A 26,559-nucleotide genomic window follows, 5' to 3' on the forward strand; every position below is an offset into this window, starting at 1 on the left:
TCTGACCGATGTCCCGAGGCGGGTGGCGTGCAGATTTCACCCGGCCGCAACGGTTCGTGGCAGGGGTCGGCGGCACGCGGAAGTCCCGTCGCTCCGGCGTCGCAGGTGTCCGACAAGGACCACGAGGGTGTGGATCGGCGACTTGTCGACAGGCCGCCCCGGCAAGGCGCCCGACGACGTTCGTGGCGGTGAAGGCTGGTGGTCAGGCGCTGGACGACGGCGACGGGACGACGGCCGGGGGCGCCCGGCGGACAGGGGGACCGACCATGGGGCGGAACGGGCGTGTGATCGCCGTGACCGGCGCGAGCGGAGGGGTCGGGGCCACCGTGGTCTGCGCGGCGGCCGCGCTCGGCATGACCGGGCGCGGGGAGCCGGCGGTGCTCGTCGACCTCGACGCCGGCGCGCCCGGCGTCGAGATCCTGCTGGGCATCGAGGAGGTCCGGGGCGTGCGCTGGCCGGAGCTGTCTGCCGCCCGGGGAGAGGTCGACGGCGACACCCTCGTGGCCGCCCTGCCGCACTGGCGTGGCGTGCCGGTGGTGAGCGGGAGACGGCGGACGGAACCGCCGTCGGACGACATCGTGCTCGACGTGTGCGCCGGCGTCGTGCGGTCCGGACGCACCGTGGTGCTCGACCTGCCGCGACCGAGCTCCTGGACGGGGGCGGTGCGCGCGCTGCTTCACGGGTGCGACACGGCGGTGCTCGTGACGCCGCTGACCTTCCCTGGTGCCGCCGGCGCCGAACTGGTGCGTGACCAGCTCGTCGCGGCCGGTGTCCGTGACGTCCGCGTCGTGGTGCGCGGTCCCGCACCGGGACAGGTCGATCCGGACGCGCTCGGTGCCGCGCTCGGGCTGCCCGTCGACGGCGTCCTGGAACGTGACCGCTCGCTGCCCGGAGCGATCGAGCGCGGTGACGGACTGCCGGCCGGCCGCCGGAACGCCGTGGCGCGGCTCGCCGAGAACCTGGGAGCGGCGCTGTGACCGCCCGGGCGCTCGACCCGGCACTGCTGGACGACGTACGGACGCGGATAGCACGCGGCGGCATGGGCCCGTCCGACGCGGTCCGGGAGGCAGTGCGGGACAGCGGCCGGGTGCTGGGCTCCACGGCACTCGAGGTGCTGGACCGGGCGGCGCGGGCGGAACTGCTGGGCGCCGGCCCGCTGCAGGATCTGCTCGAGGAGCCGGACGTCACCGACGTCCTCGTCAACGGGCCCGACGAGGTCTGGGTGGACCGCGGGCGAGGTCTCGAACGTGTCGACGCGACCCTGGGGACGACGACGGAGGTGCGGGCACTCGCCGTCCGGCTGGCGGCGATCGGCGGGCAGCGCCTGGACGACGCCCAGCCCAGCGTCGACGCGCGGCTGCCGGACGGGACCCGGCTGCATGCCCTCCTCGCGCCCCTCGCCCCGGCGGGGGCCGCGATCTCACTCCGGGTGCTGCGCACGCGGGCGTACTCGCTGGACGAGCTCATGGCGGTCGGGACCCTGCCGTCCGGCTGGGCCGGACTGCTCCGGGCACTCGTGGAGAGGCGGGCGAACATCCTGGTCAGCGGGGGTACGGGAAGCGGGAAGACGACGCTGCTCGCGGCTCTGCTCTCCCTGGTCGGGGCCGGGGAGCGGATCGTGACCGTGGAAGAGGCGCGTGAACTCGTGCCCGACCACCCGCACGTGGTGTCCCTGGCCACGAGGCGCGCCAACGTCGAGGGCGCCGGCGGCGTGGACCTCGCCGACCTGGTCCGGGACGCCCTGCGCATGCGACCCGACCGGATCGTGCTGGGCGAGTGCCGCGGGGCCGAGGTCCGTGAGGTGCTCATGGCCATGAACACCGGTCACGACGGTGGCCTCGCGACACTGCATGCCAACGCCGTCGCGATGGTCCCGGCACGGCTGGAGGCGCTCGCGGCACTGGCGGCGATGCCGCGTGAGGCGGTGGCGGCGCAGGCTGCCGGGGCGCTCGACGTCGTGCTGCACCTGCGGCGCGAACGTGGCGTGAGGTTCCTCGCGGAGATCGGCGTCGTGGGCCGCGACGGAAGTGGCGAGCTCGTGGTGCAGCCTGCGGCGTGGTGGGACGGATACGGGTCCTCCTTCGAGAACGATCCGCCCGTGTGGCGGGAACTGACCGGGCGGTTCGGGCCGTGGTGAGCGTCGTGCCCGGCGTGGACGGGGGTGTTCCGGTCGTCGTGGTCGGGGTCCTGGTCGCAGCGGCGGTGCGCCTCGGGTTCGCGCCGGCGGGGCGACATGTGCGCGAACTCGGGATCCGCGCCCGTCCGGGCGGATCCGGGGCGGCCGATGGCGCCAGGCCTGGTGCACGGCACGTGCGACGGCCCGGAGGAGAGACCGACGGGTCGGGCGGGACGGGTCCGGTGCGCGTGACCGTGTTGCAGGTGGTCGCGCTGCTGCGGGCGGGCGTTGCCCCCGGCACGGCGTGGTCGCGGGCCGCCGGCGTCCCGGTGGACCTCGCCGGAGTGCCCGACGGGGATGCTCTGGGACGTCTGCTCGGGCCGGGAGACGCACGGGCGGTCGTGGCGGCCACCAGGCTCGCGCTCGACGTCGGCGCCCCGCTGGGCCAGGTGCTGGAGTCCGTGGCGGACTCGCTCGTGCGGGACGCGGAGGCTCGGGCCGAACGAGAGGCTGCGCTCGCCGGGCCACGAACGACCGCGCGCGTCATCCTCTGGCTGCCCGTGGCCGGAGCGGGGCTCGGGTGGCTGCTCGGCGCCGACACGCTCGGCGTGGTGACCGACGGCGGCCTCGGTACTGCCGCGGCGGTTCTGGGCGCGGCGCTCCTGCTTGCCGGATGGGCCTGGTCCGCACGACTGGTGGCACTGGCGCGCGGCAGGCCGGGCAGCCCCGAGATCGACGTGCAGGTGCTGCTCGACCTGCTCGCGGCGGCCCTCGGCGCAGGGTCCGGCGTGCCGCGGGCACTCGGCGCCGTCGGGCACGCGGCCGGCGGGAGCAGCGGGGCGGCACTCCGCGGTGTTGCCGACGCGCTGGTGCTGGGCGCGCGCTGGGAGCAGGCGTGGGCGGGAACCCCCGATGCTCTCCTGCCAATGCGGCGAGCGCTACGTGGTGCCTGGACCGACGGCGCGGCACCGGGCGAGGCGCTGCGGGCTGCGGGCCAGGAAGTCCGCCGGGATCGGAGCACCGCGGCGCGCACGGCGGCAGTACGGCTCGGGGTGCGGCTGGTGCTGCCTCTCGGATGCTGCTACCTGCCGGCGTTCGTCCTGGTGGGGCTGGTCCCGGTGCTGCTCGCGCTGGGAATCGACCTGCTCGGCGCCTGACGGCGCGCGGCCGCGGCACGCGCGGCGACGCTGCGTGACGGCCGCCGACGATCTTTCCCGGGGGTGTGCCGGCCTGGCCAGGTCGATCGGGAGTGCCCGGCCGGAACTCTGCGAGGGGCCTGACTCCGGGGAGTGACCCCGAGGTCTGACTCCGCGGCGCGCCGGCCTGGCCACGCCGGCCGACAGCGCCCGGCAGAGGACCTCCGCCGGGCCTGGAGTGCTCCGCCGCGGGATGCGGCGGGCGCGTGAGATGTCCCGCCGCACGAGGCGGCGGGCGAACGAAGGAGGAGATGACGATGACCGACACGAAGGCTGCCGTTCCGGCGGGACCCGGCGCGGGCGGCGAGCGAGGATCCCCGGGGAGGGACCCCGAGGCGGGGATGGCCACCGCCGAGTACGCGATCGCGACGCTGGGCGCGGTGGGGTTCGCGGGCCTGCTCATGGTCGTTCTCACGGGTGGTGACGTGAAGTCGTTGCTCACGTCGCTGATCACGACGGCGCTTTCGGCGGGCTGAGGATGGCCGCGCACCGGGATGCGGAGCGGGGAGCCGTGACTGCCGAACTCGCCGTCGCCCTCCCCGCCGTGGTGCTGGTCCTGGTCGCGGTGCTCACGCTCGTGGCCGCGTCCGTGGCGCAGATGCGCGCCGTGGACGCGGCCCGGGCGGGAGCCAGGGCGGTCGCGATCGGCGAGGAGGAGGCGGCAGTTGCCCGGGCCGTCGCGCGGATCGGTGGCGACGACGCGGACCTGTCGATCGACCGTGACGGCGACCGCAACGGCGACGGCGAATGGGTGCGGGTGACCGTGACGACGCCCGTCGTGAACGGGTGGGCCTCCGGGGGGCCGCTCCGGGCACGCGGCACCGCGACGGCGTGGGTGGAGCCATGAACCGGCGGGCCGCGGAGCGCGGCGCGGGAACCGTACTGGTGCTCGGGATCATCGGTGCGGTGCTGACATTCGCGGGCGGGATCGCCGCGCTCGGGGCCGCGCAGAACGGTCGCGGTGCGGCGCAGTCGGCCGCGGACCTCGGCGCGCTGGCGGGTGCCGCGGCGCTGCGGGGCGGCTTCGACGCGTGCGCGACGGCGACCGCGGCTGTCGCGCGCAACGGGGCGGAGGCGACGTCGTGCCGGGTGCAGGCCGCGGGCATGGTGCGGGTCGAGGTCCGTCGTGCGGTGGCGCTGCCCGGGCGGTGGTCGTCCCTCGGCGCCGCGCGTGCGGACGCCCGTGCGGGTCCGCGGCCGGTGGAAGCAGGGCAGGGGCAGGTGGTGCACGGGGCAGATGTTCCCGGGCGCGTCTCACGCCTGGCGGCTGCCGTCAGGAACCACCGGAACGGCCGGATCCCACCACACCTCTTGTGCGAGCTGTCGTTCGCCGCAGGGGAGGCGCTGCGGTGCGACGCCGCCGTCGCGATCGAGCGGCTGAACGTGGCGTTCCGCGCGGCGTTCGGGCGGAACCTGGCGGTGCGCGACTCGTACCGGTCGTACGAGGAGCAGGTGGCGGTCGCCGCCGGCAAAGGCGCCCTGGCCGCGCCGCCGGGGACGTCGAACCACGGCTGGGGCCAGGCGATCGACCTGGCGGGCGGCATCCAGTACTTCGGGACGGCCGAGCACCGGTGGATGGTCGCGAACGCCGCGAGGTACGGCTGGATCCATCCCGCCTGGGCGGCGTCCGGTGGCGCCAAGCCCGAGGCCTGGCACTGGGAGTACGGCACCGGGGCGTGACCCGAGCCGAAAAATGGAGTGACATGACCCCGCTACGAACCGTAGTATCACTGCTACGAAAAGTATGGAGGGTGTGATGACGGATAGGCAGCCGTCGCAGGAGTCGGCGGACCTGGCAATCGATGTCCGCGACCTGCGGATGCGCTACGGAACGAAGGATGTGCTCACCGGCGTCTCGTTCACGGCGAGGCGCGGAGAGGTACTGGCGCTGCTCGGTCCCAACGGCGCCGGCAAGAGCACCACCATCGAGATCCTGGAGGGGTTCCGCACGCGGTCCGCCGGGCAGGTCACGGTGCTGGGGCAGGATCCGGCGCACGGTGACGAGGCATGGCGTTCGCGCCTCGGCGTGGTGCTGCAGTCGTGGCGGGACCACGGCCGGTGGAAGGTGCGTGAGCTCCTGGGCTATCTCGCCAGGTTCTACGTGCCGTTCTCGGCCCCCGACGTCGAGCGGCCGTGGGACGTGGACGAACTGCTCGCGGCCGTCGGCCTCACTGAGCATGCGGACCAGAAGGTCAAGTCGCTGTCCGGCGGCCAGCGCCGCCGCCTCGACGTGGCGATCGGGATCGTCGGCCGGCCCGAGCTGGTCTTCCTCGACGAGCCGACGGCGGGCTTCGACCCGCACGCCCGCCGCGAGTTCCACGACCTCGTGCACCGGCTGTCCGACTTCGAGAACACGACGATCCTGCTCACCACGCACGATCTCGACGAGGCGGAGAAACTCGCGGACCGGATCCTGATCCTCGACCAGGGCACGATCGTCGCGGACGGGTCGGCCGATGAGCTCGCGCGCCAGATGGCGACGGGTGCGGAGGTGCGCTGGACGACGGACGCGAGGCGCCACGTGCACGCCGTCGAGCACAACGATCCCACCGCGTTCGTCCGCGATCTGCTGGCGACGGACCTCGGGATCACCGAGCTCGAGGTGCGGCGCGCCAGCCTGGAGGACACGTACATGGCACTCGTGCACCGTGCGGAGACGAGGCAGGGCGCCACCGGGAACGGCACGGACGAGTCACGCCCGGACGGTTCAAGCCCGGACGGTCAGGGCCCGGACGCGACCGGTAGCGCCCTGACGAGCAAGGACGGCGAGACGCAGGAGGTGCGCTCATGACGGCGGCGACGAACGATGCCCGGTGGGCGGCGGCCCGCGCCGGCCTGGTCCGTGGCTGGCTGGAGACCAAGCAGTCACTTCGGGAGCCGGGGGACGTCCTCTGGTACTTCCTGATGCCGGTGATCTTCGCGGTCGTGCTGCTCTTCATGCGCGGCAGTACGGTGCCCGGCACCGACTTCGAACTCGGTGCCATGGTGTTGCCGAGCATCCTGGGGATGTCGATCGCGTTCGGCGGGCTGACCGGCCCGGCCGGGACCATCGCGACGGACCGCGAGGACGGCACGCTGCTGCGGGCCAAGGCCACGCCCAACGGAATGATCGGGTACCTGGTCGGCAAGATCGTCATGTTCGGCGCGACGACGCTGATCAGCATCATTCTCCTGATCATCCCGGGCATCGTGGTGGCAGGTGACCTGCGCTTCGACGCCCGGACCTGGGGGCTCCTGCTGGTGGTCTACGTGATGGGAATGGTCACGACCGTTCCGATCGGCGTGGCGCTCGGCTCCCTGTTCAAGAGCGCCTCACAGGTGGGGCTGCTGTTCCTGGGCTCGATGCTGCTGATGATCCCGGCCGGGATCTTCTACCCGATCACCGCGCTGCCGACCTGGCTGCAATGGATCGGGCAGGCGTTCCCGTACTACTGGCTCGGGCTGGGAGCCCGGTCCGCGATGCTGCCGTCCGAGATGGTGACGGTGGAGATCGGCGAGTCGTGGCGGACCCTCGAGATGTTCGGCGTCCTCGGCGCCTGGGCCGTCGTGGGCTTCGTCGTCGCGCCGATCGTGCTGCGGCGGATGGCCCGCCGGGCCTCCGGAGCGGCCGTCGCCGAGGCGCGGGATCGCGTCATGGCACAGGGATGGTGAGCAGTGGGCGAGACCACCACCGACGTCGTCCACAACCGGATCGCGATGCTCCGGGCCGAGAGGGGGATCTCGCGGCGCGAGCTCGCGGAGGCGCTCGGCGTGCACTACCAGACGGTCGGGTATCTGGAGCGAGGGGAGTACAGCCCGTCGCTGTACCTCGCGCTCCGGATCGCCGAGTACTTCGGCGTGGCGGTCGAGGTGGTGTTCTCCACGCGGCCGTTCAAGCGGCTCGGGGAATGAACGCGGGCATGTGGCAGCGGCGAGGTTGAGCCACCGTCAGCGGCACATCGAACGGTCCCCGTCCAACGGCGGGGATCGTTCGCCGTTCCCTCGCCTCGCTGGTAGCGCGCGGGCGGCGGTCTACGTGCCGCTCGCCGGGGCCTGGCTCGTGGTGCCGGGTGCGCGGTAGGCGGTGCGCATGTGGTCGCTGGTGAGGAAGTCGGCGATGCCGATCATGATGAGGCTGAAGATGATCTGTTCGGTGACCATCCATGTCGGGTAGAGGCCGGGGATCGCGGCCACGACGAGGGTGATGACGGGGAAGATCTGGGAGAACAGGCGGAGTCGCTGGTAGGCCCACCTCCAGCCCTGCGCGGCTCGCCAGGCGAAGTAGAACAGGGTGAGGGTCATGGCGAGCACGACGATGGTGCGCATCCAGACCGCGAACGGGACGGCTTGTCCGTCCTGGGCCAGGACGACGGCGAAGATGACGGCGCCGATTCCGATGACGAGTTCGGCGGCCAGGAGCCACGTGATCCAGGTGAACGCGCGCCGGGTCTTCGGGTGCGTACGGGCCTTCTCGGGAACCTGGACGCCGGACTGGCGTCCGCCGGCGATTCGGTCGATGCGCGACAGCAGATTCTCGATGGTGGGCACGCTCCGAGCCTAGGAGAGTGTCTGCGAACAGGCCCGCCCGGGAGACTCCCGGGCTCATGGACCGCGCTGGACGTGCGCGACCAGTGCAGTCCCCTACCGGAACTGGTGATTCCTGCCGGTATCGGACGTGGATCGTGCAGGTTGAGCGTCCCTCGATTGTCGGCGGATGCCGCGACGATCCGCGCTGCGGTCACGGCCCCGGGCGGCGTTCAGCAACACGTCCACCAGCCTTTCGACCGCGTCCGGGCGGCCGTGCTCCCGGGCGGCGTGAGCCATGCGCTCGCGTCGCCCGGCGTCGTCCAGCAGTGGTTCGATCCTGGCCTGGAGATCCGCTGCGGCGATATCGCCCTCAAGAACGACCGCCGCACCGACGTCTCGCAGACGATGTGCGTTGTGCGCCTGCTCGTTACCCGCCGACGACGCCAGCGGCACCAGCAGCGAGGGCTTGCCCAGGGCGGTCAGCTCCGCGATCGTGCCCGCCCCTGAACGGGACACCACCACGTCGGCCAGTGCCAGCACGTCCGGTAGCTCGGTCCCCACGAACCCCAGTACCCGATACCGGCCCGCCGCCTCCGGCGGCAGCCCGGCCGCCGCCTCGCGCATCGTCTCCACGTTGGCCGGACCGCACTGATGGATCACGTTCGCCCGGCCCAGCAGCCACGGCAACGACTGCGCGATCAGCGTGTTGATCTGCACCGAACCCTGCGCCCCACCGGTCACGTACACCACCGGCAGACCGGGATCGAAGGAATCGAGACCGAGCACGTCGACCGCCTTGATCGCCTCACCCGACAGCACCTCCGCACGCACCGGATTCCCCGTCACGACCGCCCGCTGCCGCGCTCCTTCGGGCAGCAGATCGAGCGTGGAGGGCGAGGACACGGCCACCCTGCTCGCCCCGCGCACCAGCGCACGATTCGCCAGCCCGAGACGGACCGTCTGCTCATGCACCACCAGAGGCCGCCGCAACATCGCCGCCGCCAGACCGATCGGAACCGCCACGTACCCGCCCGTCGACAGCACGGCATCGGGCCGGAACCCGGAAACCACCCCATGCGCTTGCGCCACACCGACCGGCACCCGGGCCAGGTCCCGCATGTTCTCCACGCTCAGCATCGCCAACGGATTGGACGCCCGACGAATCTTGCCTGTCGCCACCGGCGCGAACTCGATCCCCTCCTCCTGCGCGACACGCTCTTCCAGACCACCCGCAGCGCCTGCCCACAACACCCGCACCACGACGCCCTCCACCGCGAGCCGCGCCTGCAACGCCTGCGCCGTCGTCAAGGCCGGATACGTGTGACCACCCGTCCCACCGCCGGTCACCAGCAGCCGGAACTCACCAGCACTCACGAAGGAAACCCCCAGGTCGGCGGCAGTATCAGGGCCTGTCACGAGGACCGTACAGCCTCTTCTCCACGATCTCCAGCAACGGTGCGATGCGGCTCGGCACGCCCGTCATGCGCACACCGTGTCAGCCCTCCTCTGGCTGCGCAGGTCGGTTCAGCACCGCCACGGTGCCGTCGCCGTCGACCCGGAGGCGCCGCGGGTCGCCGTCGGCGAGATCGAGCGCGGCTTCGAGCAGAACCGGGTGGACGGAGCCCCACCGGGCAGGCAGCCAGTGGTAGGTGCGCAAGGCGTCGAGAACCGGCCCTGGGGGTACGCGTTGCACTGTCATGTCGTCCACGGCGTCATATCATCCCAGGTCAGAGGCCTGTTTGCGAACCAGGTGGCGCTCGCTGAAGATGTACGGCCCCACAGTTGACGCGCGACTGCCGACGTGTTGTAACGTGACCCTCGATCCCACGGGTGCCCTCGCAAGGGCTGAGATCGGGCTGTCGCGGCCCGGACCGTCGAACCTGACCGGGTAATTCCGGCGTAGGAAGTTGGAGAGTGATGACCACCATCCCTTCGCGCACGCTCGCGTACGACGTCGACCACGAGAGCGGCCTGCGGGTCCCTGTCACCGAGATCACCCTCGCGCCGTCGCCCGACGGCACCCCGAACGCCCCCGTCCGGGTCTACCGGACCGACGGTCCGGCGTGCGACCCGAACCACGGGCTTCCGGCGGCTCGCGCCGAGTGGATCGCGGAACGCGGCGACACCGAGGAGTACGAGGGCCGCCCACCCGCGGCGGCCGACGACGGCCGGCGCCGTCGCCCCGCCGAGGACGAATGGAAGGGCACGCAGCGGCCACCGCGCCGGGCGCTTCCCGGGCGCACCGTCACCCAGATGCACTACGCCCGTCGCGGCGAGATCACCCCGGAGATGCGGTTCGTGGCCCTCCGGGAGGGCTGCGACGTCGAACTGGTCCGGTCCGAGGTCGCCGCGGGGCGCGCCATCATCCCGAACAACGTCAACCACCCCGAGTCCGAACCGATGATCATCGGCCGGGCCTTCACGGTGAAGGTGAACGCGAACATCGGGAACTCCGCCGTGCACAGCTCCATCGCGGAGGAGGTGGAGAAGCTGCAGTGGGCGACCCGCTGGGGCGCGGACACCGTGATGGACCTGTCCACCGGCGACGCCATCCACACCACGCGGGAGTGGCTCCTGCGCAACTCGCCGGTCCCGATCGGTACCGTGCCGATCTACCAGGCACTGGAGAAGGTGAACGGCGACGCGAACGCGCTGACCTGGGAGATCTACCGCGACACCGTGATCGAGCAGTGCGAGCAGGGTGTGGACTACATGACCGTGCACGCCGGCGTGCTGCTGCGGTACGTGCCGCTCACGGCGGACCGCGTCACGGGGATCGTCTCGCGTGGTGGCTCGATCATGGCCGGCTGGTGCCTCGCGCACCACCGGGAGAGCTTCCTCTACACGCACTTCGACGAGCTGTGCGAGATCTTCGCCGCCTACGACGTCGCGTTCTCCCTGGGTGACGGCCTACGCCCCGGCTCCATCGCGGACGCGAACGATGCCGCCCAGTTCGCCGAGCTCGACACCCTCGCCGAGCTCACGAAGCGGGCCTGGGAGTACGACGTGCAGGTCATGGTCGAGGGCCCCGGCCACGTCCCGCTGCACCTCGTCCGGGAGAACGTGGAGCGGCAGCAGGAACTGTGCGACGGCGCGCCGTTCTACACGCTCGGCCCGCTCGTCACCGACATCGCCCCCGGCTACGACCACATCACCTCGGCGATCGGCGCCGCCGAGATCGCCCGGTACGGCACCGCGATGCTCTGCTACGTCACGCCCAAGGAGCACCTCGGCCTGCCGAACAAGGACGACGTGCGCACCGGCGTCGTCACCTACAAGATCGCGGCGCACGCCGCCGACATCGCCAAGGGGCACCCCGGTGCGCGTGAGCGCGACGACGCCCTGAGCAAGGCCCGATTCGAGTTCCGCTGGCGCGACCAGTTCGCGCTCTCGCTCGACCCGGAGCTCGCGCAGGAGTTCCACGACGAGACGCTTCCGGCGGAGGCCGCCAAGACGGCGCACTTCTGCTCGATGTGCGGGCCGAAGTTCTGCTCCATGAAGATCTCGCAGGACATCCGCGACGAGTTCGGCGGCGCGGCCGAACAGCAGGTGATTGCCGGTGCGGCGCCGGGCGCGCTCACGGAGGCCGAGGCCCGCGCCGGCATGGCGGCCAAGTCGGAGGAGTTCCTCGCCGCGGGCGGCACGGTCTACCTCCCGGACCCCCAGGTCGGCGCCTCGAGCTGACAGGCGGTGCCGGGCCTCTGGTCAGGCAGGGCCCGGCGCCCTCGTCCGACTGGGCCCGGCACCCCCGTCCGACGGCACCCCCGTCCGACGGCACCCCCGTCCGACGGCGCGGCGGCGACCCGGATGGGCGGCGAACCGTCCCGCTGGCCGGACGGGGCCGGAACCCGGCTACCAGCCGAGCCCGGGGAACGGCCAGCCGTTCATCACGGCGAAGACGGCCACGCCGACGCCGAGTCCGAGGATGATGAGGATCATCAGGTCACGGCCCGGCGCCGCACAGAGCCCGTGGAAAGGCGGACGGTCGTGTCGGCCAGGACCTCTGAGGAAGGCAACTGGGGCATGTGACACATTCTGGGCACATCTCGCGTCGAACGCCAGGAAAGTAGCCGCGGCCCCTGCTCTGGTGCAGGGCGGGGCTGATGTGGTCGGCAGTCCGTCGTGTGATCGGCAGCTTGAACTGCCGATCACACGACGGACTGCCGACCACAGCTCCGGCGGTGCGAATCGCCGGCGGCGCACACCGGCTTACGGTGCGTGTGGCAGCACCGCGTCCAGCAGGCGCACCGCGGCTGCCTTGTCCAGCGGGGAGTTGTAGGAGCCGCACTTCGGCGACTGCACGCAGCCCGGGCAGCCGTCCGAGCACCCGCACCCGGCGATCGCGTCGCGGGTGGCACGCAGCCACGTCGCACCGAGCTGGTAGCCACGCTCGGCGAAGCCGGCCCCGCCCGGGAACGCGTCGTAGACGAAGACCGTGGCCTGTCCGGTATCGGCATGCAGCTCCGTCGAGACCCCGCCGAGGTCCCAGCGGTCGCAGGTCGCCAGCAGCGGCAGCATCCCGATCGAGGCGTGCTCGGCCGCATGCAGAGCCCCGGGCGTCTCCTCAGGACCGACGCCGGCGGCCCGCAGCACGAAGTCCGGGACCGACCACCAGACCGCCGTCGTGCCCAGAGTGCGTTCGGGCAGGTCGAGGGCCTCCGTCCCGAGCGCCTGCAGGTCCGGCAGCCGGCGCCGCTGGAAGCTCACCACCTGGCTCGTCACCTCGACGGGACCGATCCCCCAGGTGATCGGTCCCCATGCGCGCGTGACGACGGGCCGGTCCTCTCCGGAGGCCCGGCCCGCGGCGGCAGCGGCCCGGTCCTCGGCTCCCTTGTTCTCGCCGGAGGCCTGGCTCGCGACGGCACCGATCCGGTCCTCGGCGGCCCGGCCGTCGCTGCCGTCGCCGGACCCGGCGATCTCGCCCGTTCCGCCGTCGTCGGCCCCGACGATCGCCACCTCCATCACCTCCCGCGACCACGTCCCGTAGTCGACGTCGTGCCGCACGACGACGGCGGTGTGATCGGTGAGATCGAACCGGTCGACGACATAGGTCACGCCCTGGTGGACGTAGACCGCGCCGTCGTGGACCTGGCCGTCCGCCGACGGCGCGTCCACCGTCCCCAGCAGCCGCCCCGACCCCGCCTCGACGACGCGCACCGGCACACCGCCCGACCCCCGCAGGTCCGTCAGGCCCGCCGCGGACTGCGCGTGCGTCCAGTACCAGCCCGACGCCCGACGGCGGAGCGCACCCCGCGCGACCAGCACCTCCAGGACGTGGCGCACGTGACCCGGATCGCCGAACCGCTCCAGGTCGGCCGACCGCAGCGGCACCTCCTGGGCCGCCGCGCACAGGTGCGGGGCCAGGACGTGCGGATTCTCGGGGTCGAAGACCGTGGCCTCAAGAGGCGCGTCGAAGACCGCCTCGGGATGGTGGACCAGGTAGGTGTCGAGCGGGTCCTCGCGCGCCACGAAGGCGACGAGCCCGTCGGCGCCCGCGCGCCCGGCGCGCCCCGCCTGCTGCCAGAGCGACGTGCGCGTGCCCGGCCAGCCCGCGACGAGCACGGCGTCCAGGCCGGAGATGTCCACCCCGAGCTCGAGCGCGTTGGTCGTGGCCAGCCCCAGGATCTCCCCCGTCCGAACGGCGCGCTCCAGCTCGCGGCGCTCCTCGGGCAGGTACCCGCCGCGATACGCGGCGATCCGCTCGGAGGGATGGACGACGGCGGTCGTGGCGGGCACGATCGCGTGTCGCAGGTGGTCCCGGGCTCGTTGAGCGACGGACTCCGCACCCCGGCGGCTGCGGGTGAACGCGAGCGTGCGGGCGCCGGCGGCGGCGAGGTCGGCGAGCAGGTCGGCGGCCTCGGCGGTGGCGGAGCGGCGGGGATTCTCCCGGGCCTGCTCGGCCGGCGGAGGCGACTCGTGATCGGGGTCGGCGTCGAGCGCCCAGGGGTCGTCGTCGCCGACGCGCGGCCCGCCGGAACTCGTCCCGCCTTCTCCCGCGGAGTCGTCGCGGGCGCTCGCGGTGCCCCCGGAGCCGGTGCGGCCGGGCTCGCCGTCATCGTCGTCGGCCCCGGAACCACCGCCCGACCGGGTGAAGCCGTACCCCGCGATCTCCGGCGGCTGCCACAGCGCGAACGTGCGCCGCCCCGCGGGCGACGTGTCGCGGTCGACGACGGCGATCTCCCCGGCGGGTACGCCGATCAGCCGCCCCGCGCTGATGCCGGGTTCGGCGCTCGTCGCGGAGGCGACGACGAACCTGACCCGGCGTGCTTCGCTCCCGCCGAGCTGGTCTCCGCTCTCGGCGACCGTGGGCGCCTCATCAGTGGGCGCGGTGGACGAGCGCCGCGCGGGGGGAGGGACCGACGGGAACGTCGGGACCGCCGCGTAGTGCTCCGCGAGCCGGGTCAGCCGGCGGAGCACGTGCGAGACATGCGCGCCGAACACCCCACGGTAGGCGTGACCTTCGTCCACGATGACGTACCGCAGCCCGCGGAGCAGCCGTGACCAGCGGCGATGGCCGGGCAGCAGCGCGAAGTGCAGGAAGTCCGGGTTGGTCAGCACGACGTCGGCGTGGCTCTGGGCCCACACTCGTTCCTCGCGCGGCGTGTCGCCGTCGCAGGTGGTGACGCGGACGTCGCGGGTGCCGGCCGCGTCGAGCACGCGCCGCAGCGCGTGGAGCTGGTCGGCGGCGAGGGCCTTGGTGGGGCTGAGATAGATGGCGGTCGGCCGCGGGGCGTTCGCCGACGACGACGGCCGCGGGTCGCCATTCGCCGCCGGGTCACGATCGCCGGCGGCGGACCGGATGTCCGACAGCACCGGCAGCCAGAACCCCAGCGACTTCCCCGAACCCGTCGACGTGGCGAGCGCGACGTGCCGGCCACGCCACGCGGCGTCGGCGGCCTCGGCCTGGTGGACCCAGGGCCGGTCGGCGCCCAGCGCCCGGTAGCCGGCGACGATCTCCCGGTCCGCCCAGTCCGGCCAGTCGGCCTGCTCACCGGCCCGTCCGGGAAGGGTCCGGACATGAGTGAGCCGCTCTGCACGGACCCCCTGTGCGGTGAGCACGCTCAGCAGCGGATGTTCGGCGGACGGCACGGGCCAAGTGTGGCAAACGAGCTGTGGTGCCGGGGACGGAGGGGCCGACGCGGTCACGCCCTTGCGGTGGTTTCGCTGCGACTACCGGGTCACATGCGTTCGGGTGCGGTGATACCCAGGAGTCTGAGGCCGGTGTCGAGGGTGTGGCCGGTGAGGTCGCACAAGGCGAGGCGGTTGGTGCGGGTAACCGGGTCGGGGGCGGTCAGAACGGGGCAGGTGTCGTAGAACTTGGTGTAGGCGGTGGCGACGGCGTAGAGGTAGCCGCACAGGCGGTGGGGCTCAAGCGTCTCGGCGACGTCGCGCACGACCTGGTCGAACTCGTCCAGGGCGAGCGCGAGAGCGCGTTCGGCCGGTTCGAGCGGTGCAGTGACGTCCACGGCACCGGCCGCTGCCGGACCGGGTGCGGCGTCGGGTTGTGTCTGTTCGGCTTTGCGGAGGATGGAGCGGATGCGGGCGTGGGCGTATTGGAGGTAGACGCCGGTGTTGCCGGTGAAGGAGACCATCTGGTCGACGTCGAACACGTAGTCCTTGGTGCGCGTGTTGGAGAGGTCCGCGTACTTGACGGCGGCGATTCCGGCGGCGTTCGCGATTGTGTCCAGCTCCGTCTTGTCCAGGCCCGTCTCCCGTTCGGCCAGGATCGCGTGGGCGCGGCCGACTGCTTCGTCGAGCAGGTCGGACAGGCGCACGGTGTCTCCGGCGCGGGTCTTGAACGGGCGCCCGTCGGTGCCCAGCACGGTCCCGAACGGCACGTGCTCGGCGTGCATGGTCTCGGGGAGCCAGCCGGCCCGGCGTGCAGTGTCGAACACCATGCGGAAGTGCAGGGCCTGGCGGGCGTCTACCACGTACAAGATCGTGTCCGCTTTGTACTCCTGGACACGCAGGCGCAGGGTGGCCAGGTCGGTGGCCGCGTAGCCGAACCCGCCGTCCCGTTTGCGCACGATCAGTGGCACCGGGTCGCCGTCGGCGTTCGTGATGCCGTCGGTGAAGGTGACCATCGCGCCCTCGGACTCGACCGCGATCCCCGCCTCCGCGAGGGCCTCGACGATGCCGGGCAGGGCGGGGTTGTAGCGGGACTCGCCGTCGAAGTCGTCGTGGTCGAGTTGGATGTTCAGGCGCTGGTAGATGGCCTCGAACGCGGTCTCGGACTCGGCCACCAGGTCCTGCCAGGTCGCCACGGTTGCCTCGTCGCCTGCTTGGAGGGCGACGACGCGGGAACGGGCACGGTCGGCGAACGCGGGGTCGGCCTCGAACTCCTTGCGCGCGGCCTTGTACAGGCCGTCCAGTGCGTCCATCGTTTCGGCGCCCTGGCCTCGCCACTGGGCTTCGGGGTGTTCGTCGAGGTACTGGATCAGCATGCCGAACTGGGTGCCCCAGTCCCCGATGTGATTCTGGCGGATCACGCCGGCGCCGAGGTGATCGAAGACGCGGGCCAGGGTGTCGCCGATGATGGTGGAGCGCAGGTGGCCCACGTGCATCTGCTTGGCCACGTTCGGCGCCGAGTAGTCGACCACCACCCGCTCCCCAGTACGGGAGGCGGGCACACCGAGCCGGTCATCAGCGAGACGCGCGGCCACGTTCGACCAGATGGCCTGGTCCGGGACCGTGATGTTCAAGAACCCCGGGCCCGAGACTTCGGCCTCGATGGCCGGGCTCTCCTCGCCTGCGAGGTGAGCCACGACGTCCGTGGCGATGTCGCGCGGAGCCCGGTGCGCCTTCTTTGCCACGGCCAGGGTGCCGTTGGACTGGAAGTCCGCGCGCTCGGATCGTCGGACCACCGGGTCGGTGCCAGCCAGCTCGGCCGGCAGCACCCGGGTCAGGGCAGCCTGCACGGCTGCTTCCACCTGGTCCTTGATCGCGACAACGTCAGACACGCAGAAGGCCTCTCGATGATGGGAAGAACCTGCCAGAACGGCAGGCAGGGCAAAGTCTACGGACCACGCGCCTCACGGCTGGTCGGGAACGGGCGCGCAGTTCGGGGGAAGCGGGCCGGACTTCAGCTTTTGTCAGAAGGCGTGGGCTTCACGGTGTGGATGCCGAGCAGCTCGCGTACCGCGTCGACGGCCGTCGACGGTGAGTTCTGTACGGAGTTCGTCGGGCCGAGCATTCTCTTGCCGATGTCCCGACCCTGGAAGGCGCGACCGAGCCAGGAACCCGTCGTTGCCTCGCGGGTGATGGGGAAGTTTCTCGCGGAGATGGACTGGATGCCTACGGGTTCGCCGTCGCGGAACACACTGAGCTCCCAGAGACGGAACTGCGCATGGTCGGCCCGCTCACCGTGAAAGTTCCAGGTAGACAGGTGCGATGGTCGGCTGCGACGAGGATGCGCTCGTTGTACGTGAGATCGCGTGCACACGCATGGAGGCGTCCCTTCGATGTCTTACGCGGGCAGTCGTGTGGATGAAGGTCACACTGCCCCTGGCAATGCACTGGAGAGAAGCCCTGCACATGGACGGTTCGGCGAGTCCGTCGGGGTGACTCGTGCTGCTAGTCATCTCTGCTAGTCGCTTGCGTCGGGAGCCTCCTGCTGGTGCGACATTGGCCATAGCCTGCTGAGATGAACCGCATCGCGGGTCATACCGGGGGCGACTGTGACGTGGCCGGTCGCCTCGTAGCGACAGGTCGCCAGCCCGCCGCCGTTGCGGGTTGAAGGCCGCCACGTCGTCGTGGTTCGTTGCCGTCACATCGGACAGATCTGGAGAGTAGGCATGGCGATTGCCTTGTACAACACGCTGACGAGGCGTGTGGAGCCGCTTGAACCGATGACGTACGGGGTGGTGCGGATGTTCGTGTGTGGCCCTACGGTGTACGACCTCGCTCATGTCGGGCATGCCAAGACCTATACCCAGTTTGATTTCCTGGCGCGCTACCTCCGGCTTCGCGGCTTCGAGGTGACCTATGCACAGAACATCACCGATATCGACGACAAGATCATTCGTCGCGCGAACGAGCTGGGGCGCGAGCCACGTGGCCTTGCTGCCGAGTTCGAGGATGCCTACCGACAGGACATGGCGGCGCTCGGGAACACCCAGGTGGATGTTTACGCGCGTGCTCACGACCACATCGATGAGATCGTCGCTCAGGTGCGGGCGCTGGTCGATCGTGGGCACGCCTATCGGTTGGGCGATGGGTGGTACTTCGACCTGTCCACGTTCCCGAGCTACGGAAAGCTCTCGGGGCGGACTGAGGTTGCCGAGGGTGACTCTGTGGCGCGGATCGACGAGAACGACGCGAAGCGCAATCGTGGTGACTTCGCGTTGTGGAAGGCCCGGAAACCGGGCGATCCGTTCTGGGACACGCCGTTGGGGCCGGGGCGGCCTGGTTGGCACATCGAGGACACCGCGATCACGGAGGCTCTTTTCGGCCCGCAGTATGACCTGCACGGCGGGGCGGTCGACCTGATCTTTCCCCACCACGAGGCGGAGATCGCCCAGATGGAAGCGGCCTCGGGCAAGGAGCCGCTGGTACGGCACTGGGTGCACACCGGTCTGTTGCGGGTCGACGGCGCGAAGATGTCCAAGAGCTCGGGCAACTTCCTGACGGTTCGTGATGCGCTCGCGATGAGCGACTATCGGACTTTGAGGTACGCGTTCTTGTCCCAGCACTACCGGTCATCGATGGAGCTGTCGGTGGACACCCTGGAGCAGGCGCGTGGTGCACGTCGCAGGGTGGAGAACTTCGCCCGTCAGATCGATCGGTCAGCGCAGGAAGCCTCGACGGTTGTGGACGCGGCGGAGCGGACGTGGGCTGCGATGCTTGAGCGCTTGGATGACGACCTGGATACGCCAGCCGCGCTGGCCGTGCTGTTCGGCTACATCCGTGAGCAGAACCGAGGTGGTCTGTCGGCAGGGCCGTCGGCGGGGCGGCTTCTTGAGCGCGTGAACGAGCTGTTCGACATGTTCGATCTTGACGTTTGCTCGGTGGATGACGCCGAGGTTGAGGCCGAGCTCGCGCGCCGCGCAGAACTGCGTAGAGCGCGCGACTTCGCTGGTGCCGACCAGATCCGTGATGCACTGGCCGGCCGGGGGATCGTGATCGAGGACACCGCGAATGGCACCCGCTGGTGGTTGGCCGACGACACGGTCTCGAACGGCGACCGTGACCCTGCAGAGCCGGGCGTCAGCGTCGGCGACTGACCAACAGTGCTGGCGAGCGTGGTGCTCAGGACGTTCCTGAGCACCACGCTCGCCTCGTGCCGGTCAGACGAGTTGGCGTTCCCGGACCGGAGCGTCCAGGACGGAGCGGACAGCGATGCGGGCTCGGCTCCCGACGACGTCCTGGAAGGGGTACGGGTCGTAGCCGAGGCCGAGACCGGCGACGGCGATCTCGATCTCGCCGTCGGCCGGGTGGTGTTCCTCGACGACCCAGGCGAGTTCGGCGTCGCCCTCCGGGGTGATGAGGTCGGCCCACTGGCGGGCCTGGTCACAGGTGAGGCCGTTCGGGAGCTTGATGCTCGCGTTGAGGTCGGTGATGGACCGCAGCTCGCACCGGGCGTGCGGGTGGCGGGGTGCGCCGACGGTGACGATCAACTCGCTGGTCGTTGGTCCGACGGCCTCGATCCGGACGGACACGGACATGGGCGCCGGCATCGCGGCGAAGCACGCGGTCGTGTTGCACAGGAGCAGGGCCAGGTCCTGTGCGGTGAGGGTGGTCAGGCCGTGGCGGTCTCCGCCCCACTCGGCGCGCCACGGGTCGCCGACGAGAAAGGTGCCGTCCTCGTCGTTGTAGCCGACGACGGCCACGACGTGGCCTTCGCGGTCGACCTTGTGCACCAGATCGTTGTCGGGCATCGGGTAGGCGACCCCCGGGTGGAGCCGGACGATCACCGAGTACCCGATGGCCAGGTGCTCCTTGAGGTTGGCGATGAATCGCGGCTGGAACGGGTCGTAGCTGCCGATCGGCAAGAGACCCGCGCCGTTCAGCGCGCCGGTGCTGATGTCACGGACGGTTAGCATTGCGCATCCTCTCCTTCTTCGTGTTGCCGGTCATTGCGTCGAGGCGTCGTCCTGACCGCCCTTCTCCCACTCATCGATGACGTTGGTCACGTCCGACCGCGTCGGCGTCCGGGCGTGCATCTCCGGGAGTGGAAGCGAGGACGAAGCGATGATCCGGGCGGATCCGCCTCGCCAGATGTGGTGGGGGTCGATGCCCTGCCCGCGCATGTACTGCGCGGCGTCCTCGGCCAAGCCGGGCTCGACGGACTTGCCGTGCGCGGCGAGGACAGCTGTGAGCACCGGACCGCCGGAGTTCGCGCGAGACTCGGCGGGTACGGGTAGTTCGGCGTCACCGAGCGCCCGGGCCTGCGCGACCTCGGGGCGCTGCATGGAGCCGGTGTCGACGACGAAGCTCATGACCCGCCGACCAGTGCTGGAGTACAGGCGGCCGTAGATCGCCACTTCGGCGTAGCGCTTGTCCTGGTTGACCTCGCCCGCCCAGTAGTACGAACGCAGGCCGTTGCGCAGCATCCTCTCGTGGCCGGTACGTCCGAAGTGCCGCAGGTCCAGGTCGATCTCGTCGGCGTGCTCGTCCGTCTGATACTCAATACGGAGGAAGTCACGGTCGGCGCCCATGACGTACTCGGACTCGATGCTTGGTGGGGCACCGGCGTCGGTCAGGGAGACCGAGACGAGATAACCGTCCGCAGGTGGGTCACCGCCGCAGATGAGGATCTGCTCGGTGTCGGCGATGACGGGCGCGGAGTACGCATTGAACCCGATCGGGACTTCCCAGCTCACCGAGAGGTCGGCGAGGCTGCGCTGACTCAGCCAGGCGCCGCCGTGTACGTAGATGCTCCCATCATGGATCGCCGGTGTGGACCAGATCCCGAGCGGATCCACCTCTGTCGAGCGAATCACGTTCCCGTCGATCGATCCCAGGAGATGCAGTGCGCCTTCGAGGGTCCCAACAGCCACGACGCCGTCCGTGATGCACGGTGCCGACCGCACTGCGACGCCCCGGTCTGGTAGCTCGGTCTTCCATCTGATGGTTCCCGCGTCAGGGTCGACCGCTACGGCATGGCCATCGCTCGTTCCAGCCACCACCAAGCCGTTCGCCGTGTCCAGCGCGGGGCCGGCCGTGTCCGAGGCGACGACGTAGTCACGGCCGATCGGCGTAGCCCAGGAGATCTGGCTCGACGACTTCTCGAAGCACACCAGGGCCAGGGATGCCCCGTCGCCGCGACGTAGGCCGGCGAGCGCGTAGAACCTCCCGTCGGAGACGACTGGCTTGCCGAAGAAGATCGATCCAGGGAGCACGGCAAGCTCGGTGACCCCATCGGCGCCGAACTCGAGGATGTGATTCCCGATGAAGATGATGTACCGGCTGCCTACCGCCACTGCTGTCGATCGAATGCGTGACCCCAGGTCGGCTTCCCAGCGAACATGACCATCACTCGGGTCGAGGGCCGAGTACTTGGTGAACGAGTTCGGAACGCAGAGTTCGCCGATATCGGCGTTGTAGATGCTCTGCGCGTACGCCCCCATCGGGAAGGAACGCCGCCAGCGTTCCTCGTGGCTGTCCGTCGTCAGCCGATAGTCGAACGTCTTGGCCTGATCGTCATAGCCGACAGTAAGTATGCCGTGCGGTGTCGCCAGGGGCACACGACCGACCCCGTGCAGCGGCGTCGCTGCCAGAACAGTTGCGCGAACGTCACAATCCTTGCGGGGCGTCGCTCGTCGCCAGAGCTTGTCATCAGGCCTCATGCGATCACCTCCTTTCTCACGTGTAGTGCGGTTGGAGCGCCAGGCCGTGGCTCTCGTGGCCGATGCGCTTGGGACGACCACGTTTCCCCTGGTGACGCCCTGGAAGTGAGCTGCGTGGATAGCTGGTTCGGCGAGTCGGTTGGGGCGACTCGTGCTGCTAGTCACCTCTGCTGGTCACTTGTGCCACATCCCCCCGCTGGGGGCTGATTGGCCATAGCCTGCTGAGCGAACGAGACCAGCGTCGTTGGGGGCCAGTCATGAACGTCGACCCGTACGGGAACGAACCGATCAGTCCAGCCGTCTGGGAGCGGACGGAGATGCGTACCGCGCTTGCCCGCCGCGACCTGAAGCAGGTCTACGAGCTGTTGCAGCGCATCGGTATCTCCCAGCGTTCGATCGCGCGACGTACGACGCAGAGCCCGTCGGAGGTGTACGAGATTCTTCGCGGCCGGCAGGTTCTGGCGCACGACGTGTTGGTCCGTATCGCTGACGGGCTCGGTGTACCACGCGGGTACATGGGAGTGGCGTATGACGAGTCCACCGAATCGGTGCTCGACATGGTGGTGGCAAACATCTCGACAGATTCGTCCGAGCGTGAAGAGGCTCGCCGGATGCTGTCGCACGCCGCGAATATGACCATGGAGGCTGACGTCGCGGACGTGACCTCTTGGTGGCAACCGGTAGAACGGCAGACCGCGCCGGTCCCGTCAAAGGTGGGGGCGTCGGACGTCGTCCAGCTCAAGTCGCTGACCGCCACGATGCGAGTTGTCGACTACCAGTACGGCGGTGGAGCGTGTCGCGATGCGATCGCAGCCCAGGTGCGTTGGGCGCAACAGTTGCTCCTGGCCGACGCCACCGAAAAGACTCGCCACGACCTGCTCGTCGCCTTGGCGGACCTGCACAACCTTGCGGGGTGGACCTCGTTCGACACCGGGATGTTCACGGTGGCCAGGCGCCACTTCTCCCGAGCCCTGGAGCAGGCGAAGGCCGTCGGCGATCAGTCGCTGTCAGCGAACATCCTGTATCGGATGGGGCGCCTTCATCTGCATCGAGGGCTCCCGCATGAAGCGCTGAGGTTCTTCCAGCTCGGGCAGATCGCCGCACAGGACTCCGGGTGCGGGGTGACGACCTCGATGATGTGCGCCAATGAAGCGTGGGCATACGCGATGCTCGGCGAACGCTCCCAGATGAAGCGTTCGCTCAACCGGGCGACAGCCGAATGGGAGCAGGCAGACCGCGACCGCGCCGCAGCATGGGTGCAGGAGTTCAGCAGGTCTGACCTGCATCTCGACGCTGTGACCGGTGTCGTCCTCACCACGGGACCTGACGTCCCCGGAACCGACATGGAACAAGCCATCGGGCACCTCACTCATGCCCTGGGCCGACGTGGCCCAGAAATGGCACGCAGCCGAACCTTCGATCTCACCGCGCTCGCAACCGCTCATCTGCGCACGGGAGACATCGACGAAGGGCTACGAGTCGGCCACGAGGTCGTCGCGAGTGCCACGACAGTCCGCTCCGTTCGGACCCTCGACAGGTTCGAACCGCTCCAGACTGCACTGAACGACGTCCAGCAGAACGAAAGCACAATGGCGCTGCAGCGTCAGCTGAGCACGCTGCGAGGTGCTTAGAAACCGTAGTAGTCCCGAACGCTGCCAGACCGCCAGAGGGGCACGACCGCTTTGACGCGCTCGGCGCCCGATATCCGTCTTCGCAATGGCACCGTTGTGAATGATCGACTCGTGGCGCTGCTCCGCCATTCGGCGCCGTTCCCGCGCGTCCATGCGGTCGAAGCCCGGCGAGCGGCCTCACGGGCAGTCTCTACCAGCACGATTCCCATCCTCGATCTCCAGGAGCAGACGACATGACCCGCCTTGCCCAGTCCGTCCAGACCGCCACCGCGCTGCTGCGAGGGGCGGACCTGGCCGGCTATCGGGCGGTCACCGACCTGCTTTCGGAGACGACGGCTCGCCGTACCCTCGACCTGTCGGACCTCAGCCTGAATGAGCAGGCGGAGCTCATCGCGGCTCGGACTCAGCAGCTCCAGCCGTCCGCGGACGCTCTTGCCGAGCGCGTCGCCCAGGCTGCTTCGGCGAACCGGCAGTTCATCGCGAAGTTCGGCATCGACCCGACCGGTGCCGAGGTCCACCTCGGGCACGCCGTGCCCATGATGCTGCTGTCCCGCTTCCAGCGGATGGGGCACCAGGTCGTGCTCATCGTCGGTGACGTCACGGCCAAGATCGGCGACCCGTCGGGCCGGTCCGACGAGCGTCCGGCCCTGACGGACGATGATATCGCCCGAAACCTGGCCACCTACAAGGAGCAGGTCACCCCGTTCTTCGACTTCTCTCACGCCCAGTTCCGCTACAACGGTGACTGGCTGCGAGATGTCACGCTGCCTCAGATCATCGAGATCCTCGCGAAGATCCCCGTCTCGATGCCGCTGCAGCGTGAGGACTTCCGCAAACGCCTGGAGGCCGGCCAGGGTCTGTCGATGGCGGAGCTGATCTACTCGGTTGTCATGGCGCTCGACTCGGTCGAGATCGACTGCGACCTGGAGATCGGCGGCATCGACCAGTTCCTCAACATGCAGATGGGGCGCAAGGTCATGGAGATCAGCGGCCAGACCCCCGAGATCGTCGTCGCGACTTCGCTCATCGAAGGCACCGATGGCACGGGCGCCAAGATGTCCAAGTCGCAGGGCAACTACGTCCCGGTCGCGGCGCCGGCGGGCGAGATCTTCGGCAAGCTCATGTCCGTGCCGGACCGGCTGGTCGAGCCCTACTTCCGAGCGCTGTCGGAGTGGACCGACGCCGAGCTCGCCGTCGTCACCGAACGTCTTGCCGCGAAGACGCTCCACCCGATGGACCTCAAGAAGATCCTCGCCGGTGAGATGACCGCCGCTGTCCACGGTGTCGATGCCGCGATGAAGGCCCGTGAGGAGTTCACCGCGCAGTTCTCCAAGCGCACCTTCAGCGACGTCTCTGACCTGCCTGTAATCGAGGACCTCACGGTGTCGGTCGTCGATGTGGTCAAGACACTCGGTTTCGCGAAGTCGAACTCGGACGTCCGCCGGGTCGCCGAGCAGAACGGCCTACGGATCGTCGTGGAGGCCGAGGACGGCCAGCGGCAGACGACTCTCACTGCGGACGAGGCGCGGGAAGCCCTGGCTACCGCGCTCGCGGGAATCGACACGACCTCGGGAGACGTCTTCCTCAAGGTCGGCCGCAAGCTGGCCAAGATCAGCGATTGATACCTGTGATCGAGGATCCAGACCAACCGTTTCGGGACCCGTCTTCGACCTCTTCAGGACGCTCGTCGCAGCGCTGACCGCTCGTGAGCGCGCTGTCCGCCCCGAATGGCGCCACCGCTTCGACATCCTCCGCCCCGCAGACACCACTGCGCGATGGCACCACTACGAATGACCAGTAGGTAACGCAACCAGAGATCCACTACTCGGCCCTCGCCTCGCATGGCGGCCACATCCTCAGCACCACAACAGAGACGCTGCGCTGCTCTCTGCCACAACGGGTGCAACGACGCGACCCAGTGCGGCCCTGTCATGCACCGGCGTAGGGCGTCTCCCGCAACGACCAGCCGCGCTAGGCACCACACCCGTCTCCCGAACCAGGCCATGCCGACGACTCACCTGGCGACAGAACGCGGACAGAGTCTGGGAACAGACCCGCAGACGTCGGCCGGAACGGATCGCCGTCTGCGGGTCGCACCAACCAGGCCCAGCAGCCTGATCCGCGACGTGACCCGAACGCCGAGGGAGTCCCTCATGACGCCGACCATGCCTCGCCCGACCGCTGTCGGGTATGCGTCCGCGTCCGACCCCGAGACGCTCGACCAGCAGCGTCACGCCGTCACCGAGCACGCCCGTATCGAGGGATACGCGCTCGCGCAGATCGTGACCGACCGGTTCGACGGGTTCACGATCAGCCAGATCGTCGAGGCCGCCCGCCTGCACGAGGCACGGCTGGTCATCGTGCCCGCCGATACGACCCTCGCCACCGCCAGCGCGCGTCTCACGCACGAGCTCGAACACCACGGCGCGGCCTGCGTCGTCATCGATGACTCCGCCATGAGCGCCGTCGAACCCCGGTCTGCGGCCACAGCGCCGCGCCTGACCGACGTGCTCCACCGCCATACGCCCCGACATGCAGCAAGGACGACGCCATGAACGAAGCACGAACGACCACCACCGCTGTGGCCGACGGCCTGGCCACGACCGAGAACACGACCACGGCCGACGGGCCGATGCTGATCGCCCTGGACGTGGACGACACCCTCGTTCCCGAAGGCACGATCGACGTGCCCCCGGTCACCGCGGACGCCGTGCAGGACGTGATCGCCGCCGGCCACCACGTGGTTCTCTCGACAGGGCGCTCCCTGGTCGGCGTGATGCCGGTCGCCGCGAGCCTCGGTCTGACCAGCGGCTGGCTGGTCGCCTCCAACGGCGCGGTCACCGCACGCCTGACACCCCACATGCCGGGCGGGTACGAGATCACCGACGCCTTCACCCTGCACGTGCCACCCGTCGTGAACCTGGTCCGCGAGCTCATGGCCGAGACCCAGATCGCCGCCGAAGAAGTCGGCCACGGCTACCACGTCACCCGCCAGTTCGAGCCCGGACTGCTCAACGGCCGCCAGACCCTCGTCACCCACGACCGCCTCCCCGAAGCCACCCCGCGGCTCGTGCTGCACGCACCCGGCGTCACTCCCACCCTGCTGCACCACCTGCGGGCACTCGACGTGACCGCCACCCCGGCGGGCGAGGACTGGATCGACCTGGCCGCAGGCCTGATCTCGAAGGCCACCGCGCTCTACCGCGTCCGGCGCCGCCTGGGCGTCCATCCCGACCGCACCCTCGCGATCGGGGACGCCGCCGTGAGATCGGCCAGGGGCGCGGTGTCACGCTCTCACGTGGTCCGTTTCCCCTGGCCGTCTC

At 70.1% G+C, this 26,559-nt stretch carries 23 protein-coding genes and 1 riboswitch; of the genes, 15 read left to right on the top strand and 8 right to left on the bottom strand.

Annotated features, from left to right (window positions below):
- The first annotated feature begins 188 nt into the window (after positions 1-188).
- The 9 genes from ACYVK5_RS02490 to ACYVK5_RS02530 all read left to right on the top strand — a co-directional run bounded on the left by ACYVK5_RS02490 (position 189) and on the right by ACYVK5_RS02530 (position 7,203).
- The gene (locus ACYVK5_RS02490; protein ID WP_460701695.1) at positions 189-977 is read left to right on the top strand and encodes a CpaE-like family protein; all 789 of its coding nucleotides are present in this window, start codon (positions 189-191) and stop codon (positions 975-977) included.
- Positions 974-2,137: a TadA family conjugal transfer-associated ATPase gene (locus ACYVK5_RS02495; protein WP_460701696.1), complete on the top strand. Its 1,164-nt coding sequence runs from the start codon at positions 974-976 to the stop codon at positions 2,135-2,137. The genes ACYVK5_RS02490 and ACYVK5_RS02495 overlap by 4 nt, the downstream gene beginning before the upstream one ends.
- The gene (locus ACYVK5_RS02500; protein ID WP_460701697.1) at positions 2,101-3,273 is read left to right on the top strand and encodes a type II secretion system F family protein; all 1,173 of its coding nucleotides are present in this window, start codon (positions 2,101-2,103) and stop codon (positions 3,271-3,273) included. The genes ACYVK5_RS02495 and ACYVK5_RS02500 overlap by 37 nt, the downstream gene beginning before the upstream one ends.
- A gap of 296 nt (positions 3,274-3,569) precedes the next feature.
- On the top strand, positions 3,570-3,788 hold the full coding sequence (locus ACYVK5_RS02505; protein ID WP_460701698.1) for a DUF4244 domain-containing protein: 219 nt from the start codon (positions 3,570-3,572) through the stop codon (positions 3,786-3,788).
- A 35-nt stretch (positions 3,789-3,823) separates the two neighbouring features.
- Entirely contained in the window at positions 3,824-4,159 is a 336-nt protein-coding gene (locus ACYVK5_RS02510) for a TadE family type IV pilus minor pilin (protein WP_460701699.1), read from the top strand.
- Positions 4,156-4,992, top strand: coding sequence for an Rv3654c family TadE-like protein (locus ACYVK5_RS02515; RefSeq protein WP_460701700.1), 837 nt, complete (start codon positions 4,156-4,158; stop codon positions 4,990-4,992). The genes ACYVK5_RS02510 and ACYVK5_RS02515 overlap by 4 nt, the downstream gene beginning before the upstream one ends.
- 76 nt (positions 4,993-5,068) lie before the next feature.
- Positions 5,069-6,103 (top strand): ABC transporter ATP-binding protein, encoded by a 1,035-nt coding sequence (locus tag ACYVK5_RS02520; RefSeq protein WP_460701701.1) that lies wholly within the window; start codon positions 5,069-5,071, stop codon positions 6,101-6,103.
- Positions 6,100-6,963, top strand: coding sequence for an ABC transporter permease (locus tag ACYVK5_RS02525; RefSeq protein WP_460701702.1), 864 nt, complete (start codon positions 6,100-6,102; stop codon positions 6,961-6,963). Before ACYVK5_RS02520 ends, ACYVK5_RS02525 begins: the two co-directional genes overlap by 4 nt.
- A 3-nt stretch (positions 6,964-6,966) precedes the next feature.
- On the top strand, positions 6,967-7,203 hold the full coding sequence (locus tag ACYVK5_RS02530) for a helix-turn-helix transcriptional regulator (RefSeq protein ID WP_408632848.1): 237 nt from the start codon (positions 6,967-6,969) through the stop codon (positions 7,201-7,203).
- 120 nt (positions 7,204-7,323) lie between these two features.
- Here the strand turns inward: ACYVK5_RS02530 and ACYVK5_RS02535 are convergent, their stop codons facing one another.
- The 3 genes from ACYVK5_RS02535 to ACYVK5_RS02545 all read right to left on the bottom strand — a co-directional run bounded on the left by ACYVK5_RS02535 (position 7,324) and on the right by ACYVK5_RS02545 (position 9,526).
- Complete coding sequence (locus tag ACYVK5_RS02535; RefSeq protein WP_460701733.1) at positions 7,324-7,830, bottom strand: hypothetical protein; 507 nt, start codon at positions 7,828-7,830, stop codon at positions 7,324-7,326.
- Between the two features lie 102 nt (positions 7,831-7,932).
- Positions 7,933-9,192 (bottom strand): UDP-N-acetylglucosamine--N-acetylmuramyl-(pentapeptide) pyrophosphoryl-undecaprenol N-acetylglucosamine transferase, encoded by a 1,260-nt coding sequence (locus ACYVK5_RS02540; protein ID WP_460701703.1) that lies wholly within the window; start codon positions 9,190-9,192, stop codon positions 7,933-7,935.
- A 121-nt stretch (positions 9,193-9,313) separates the two neighbouring features.
- Positions 9,314-9,526, bottom strand: coding sequence for a hypothetical protein (locus tag ACYVK5_RS02545; protein WP_460701704.1), 213 nt, complete (start codon positions 9,524-9,526; stop codon positions 9,314-9,316).
- A gap of 110 nt (positions 9,527-9,636) precedes the next feature.
- A riboswitch (TPP riboswitch) is annotated at positions 9,637-9,741 on the top strand.
- Between ACYVK5_RS02545 and thiC the strand changes: the two genes are divergently transcribed.
- Entirely contained in the window at positions 9,736-11,502 is a 1,767-nt protein-coding gene (gene thiC / locus ACYVK5_RS02550; RefSeq protein WP_460701705.1) for a phosphomethylpyrimidine synthase ThiC, read from the top strand. (Overlaps the previous riboswitch by 6 nt.)
- A gap of 525 nt (positions 11,503-12,027) precedes the next feature.
- Here thiC and ACYVK5_RS02555 read toward each other — a convergent pair.
- The 3 genes from ACYVK5_RS02555 to ACYVK5_RS02565 form a co-directional block, all read right to left on the bottom strand.
- Complete coding sequence (locus tag ACYVK5_RS02555; protein WP_460701706.1) at positions 12,028-14,907, bottom strand: DEAD/DEAH box helicase; 2,880 nt, start codon at positions 14,905-14,907, stop codon at positions 12,028-12,030.
- 89 nt (positions 14,908-14,996) lie between these two features.
- Positions 14,997-16,778 carry an arginine--tRNA ligase gene (gene argS / locus ACYVK5_RS02560; RefSeq protein WP_460701707.1) on the bottom strand — a complete coding sequence of 594 codons (1,782 nt, stop codon included), beginning with the start codon at positions 16,776-16,778 and terminating at the stop codon, positions 14,997-14,999.
- A gap of 122 nt (positions 16,779-16,900) precedes the next feature.
- Positions 16,901-17,137, bottom strand: coding sequence for a hypothetical protein (locus ACYVK5_RS02565; RefSeq protein WP_460701708.1), 237 nt, complete (start codon positions 17,135-17,137; stop codon positions 16,901-16,903).
- Between the two features lie 475 nt (positions 17,138-17,612).
- Here ACYVK5_RS02565 and cysS point away from each other — a divergent pair, with 475 nt between their 5' ends.
- Positions 17,613-19,040 carry a cysteine--tRNA ligase gene (cysS, locus tag ACYVK5_RS02570; RefSeq protein WP_460701709.1) on the top strand — a complete coding sequence of 476 codons (1,428 nt, stop codon included), beginning with the start codon at positions 17,613-17,615 and terminating at the stop codon, positions 19,038-19,040.
- 63 nt (positions 19,041-19,103) lie between these two features.
- Here cysS and ACYVK5_RS02575 read toward each other — a convergent pair whose 3' ends face one another.
- Together ACYVK5_RS02575 and ACYVK5_RS02580 are read right to left on the bottom strand one after the other, a co-directional pair.
- Complete coding sequence (locus ACYVK5_RS02575; RefSeq protein ID WP_460701710.1) at positions 19,104-19,859, bottom strand: C1 family peptidase; 756 nt, start codon at positions 19,857-19,859, stop codon at positions 19,104-19,106.
- Positions 19,860-19,889: 30 nt separating this feature from the next.
- Entirely contained in the window at positions 19,890-21,605 is a 1,716-nt protein-coding gene (locus tag ACYVK5_RS02580) for an outer membrane protein assembly factor BamB family protein (RefSeq protein ID WP_460701711.1), read from the bottom strand.
- Between the two features lie 257 nt (positions 21,606-21,862).
- On the opposite strand from ACYVK5_RS02580, the gene ACYVK5_RS02585 reads away from it, so the two are divergent.
- The 4 genes from ACYVK5_RS02585 to ACYVK5_RS02600 form a co-directional block, all read left to right on the top strand.
- A complete protein-coding gene (locus ACYVK5_RS02585; protein WP_460701712.1) occupies positions 21,863-23,236 on the top strand; it encodes a tetratricopeptide repeat protein in 1,374 nt (457 codons plus the stop codon).
- A gap of 233 nt (positions 23,237-23,469) precedes the next feature.
- Positions 23,470-24,858: a tyrosine--tRNA ligase gene (gene tyrS / locus ACYVK5_RS02590; protein ID WP_460701713.1), complete on the top strand. Its 1,389-nt coding sequence runs from the start codon at positions 23,470-23,472 to the stop codon at positions 24,856-24,858.
- Between the two features lie 531 nt (positions 24,859-25,389).
- Entirely contained in the window at positions 25,390-25,791 is a 402-nt protein-coding gene (locus ACYVK5_RS02595) for a hypothetical protein (RefSeq protein ID WP_460701714.1), read from the top strand.
- A partial coding sequence (locus tag ACYVK5_RS02600) for an HAD hydrolase family protein (RefSeq protein WP_460701715.1) occupies positions 25,788-26,559 on the top strand: 772 nt, incomplete at its 3' end. The genes ACYVK5_RS02595 and ACYVK5_RS02600, both read left to right, overlap by 4 nt.

Source organism: Myceligenerans halotolerans (assembly GCF_054782975.1).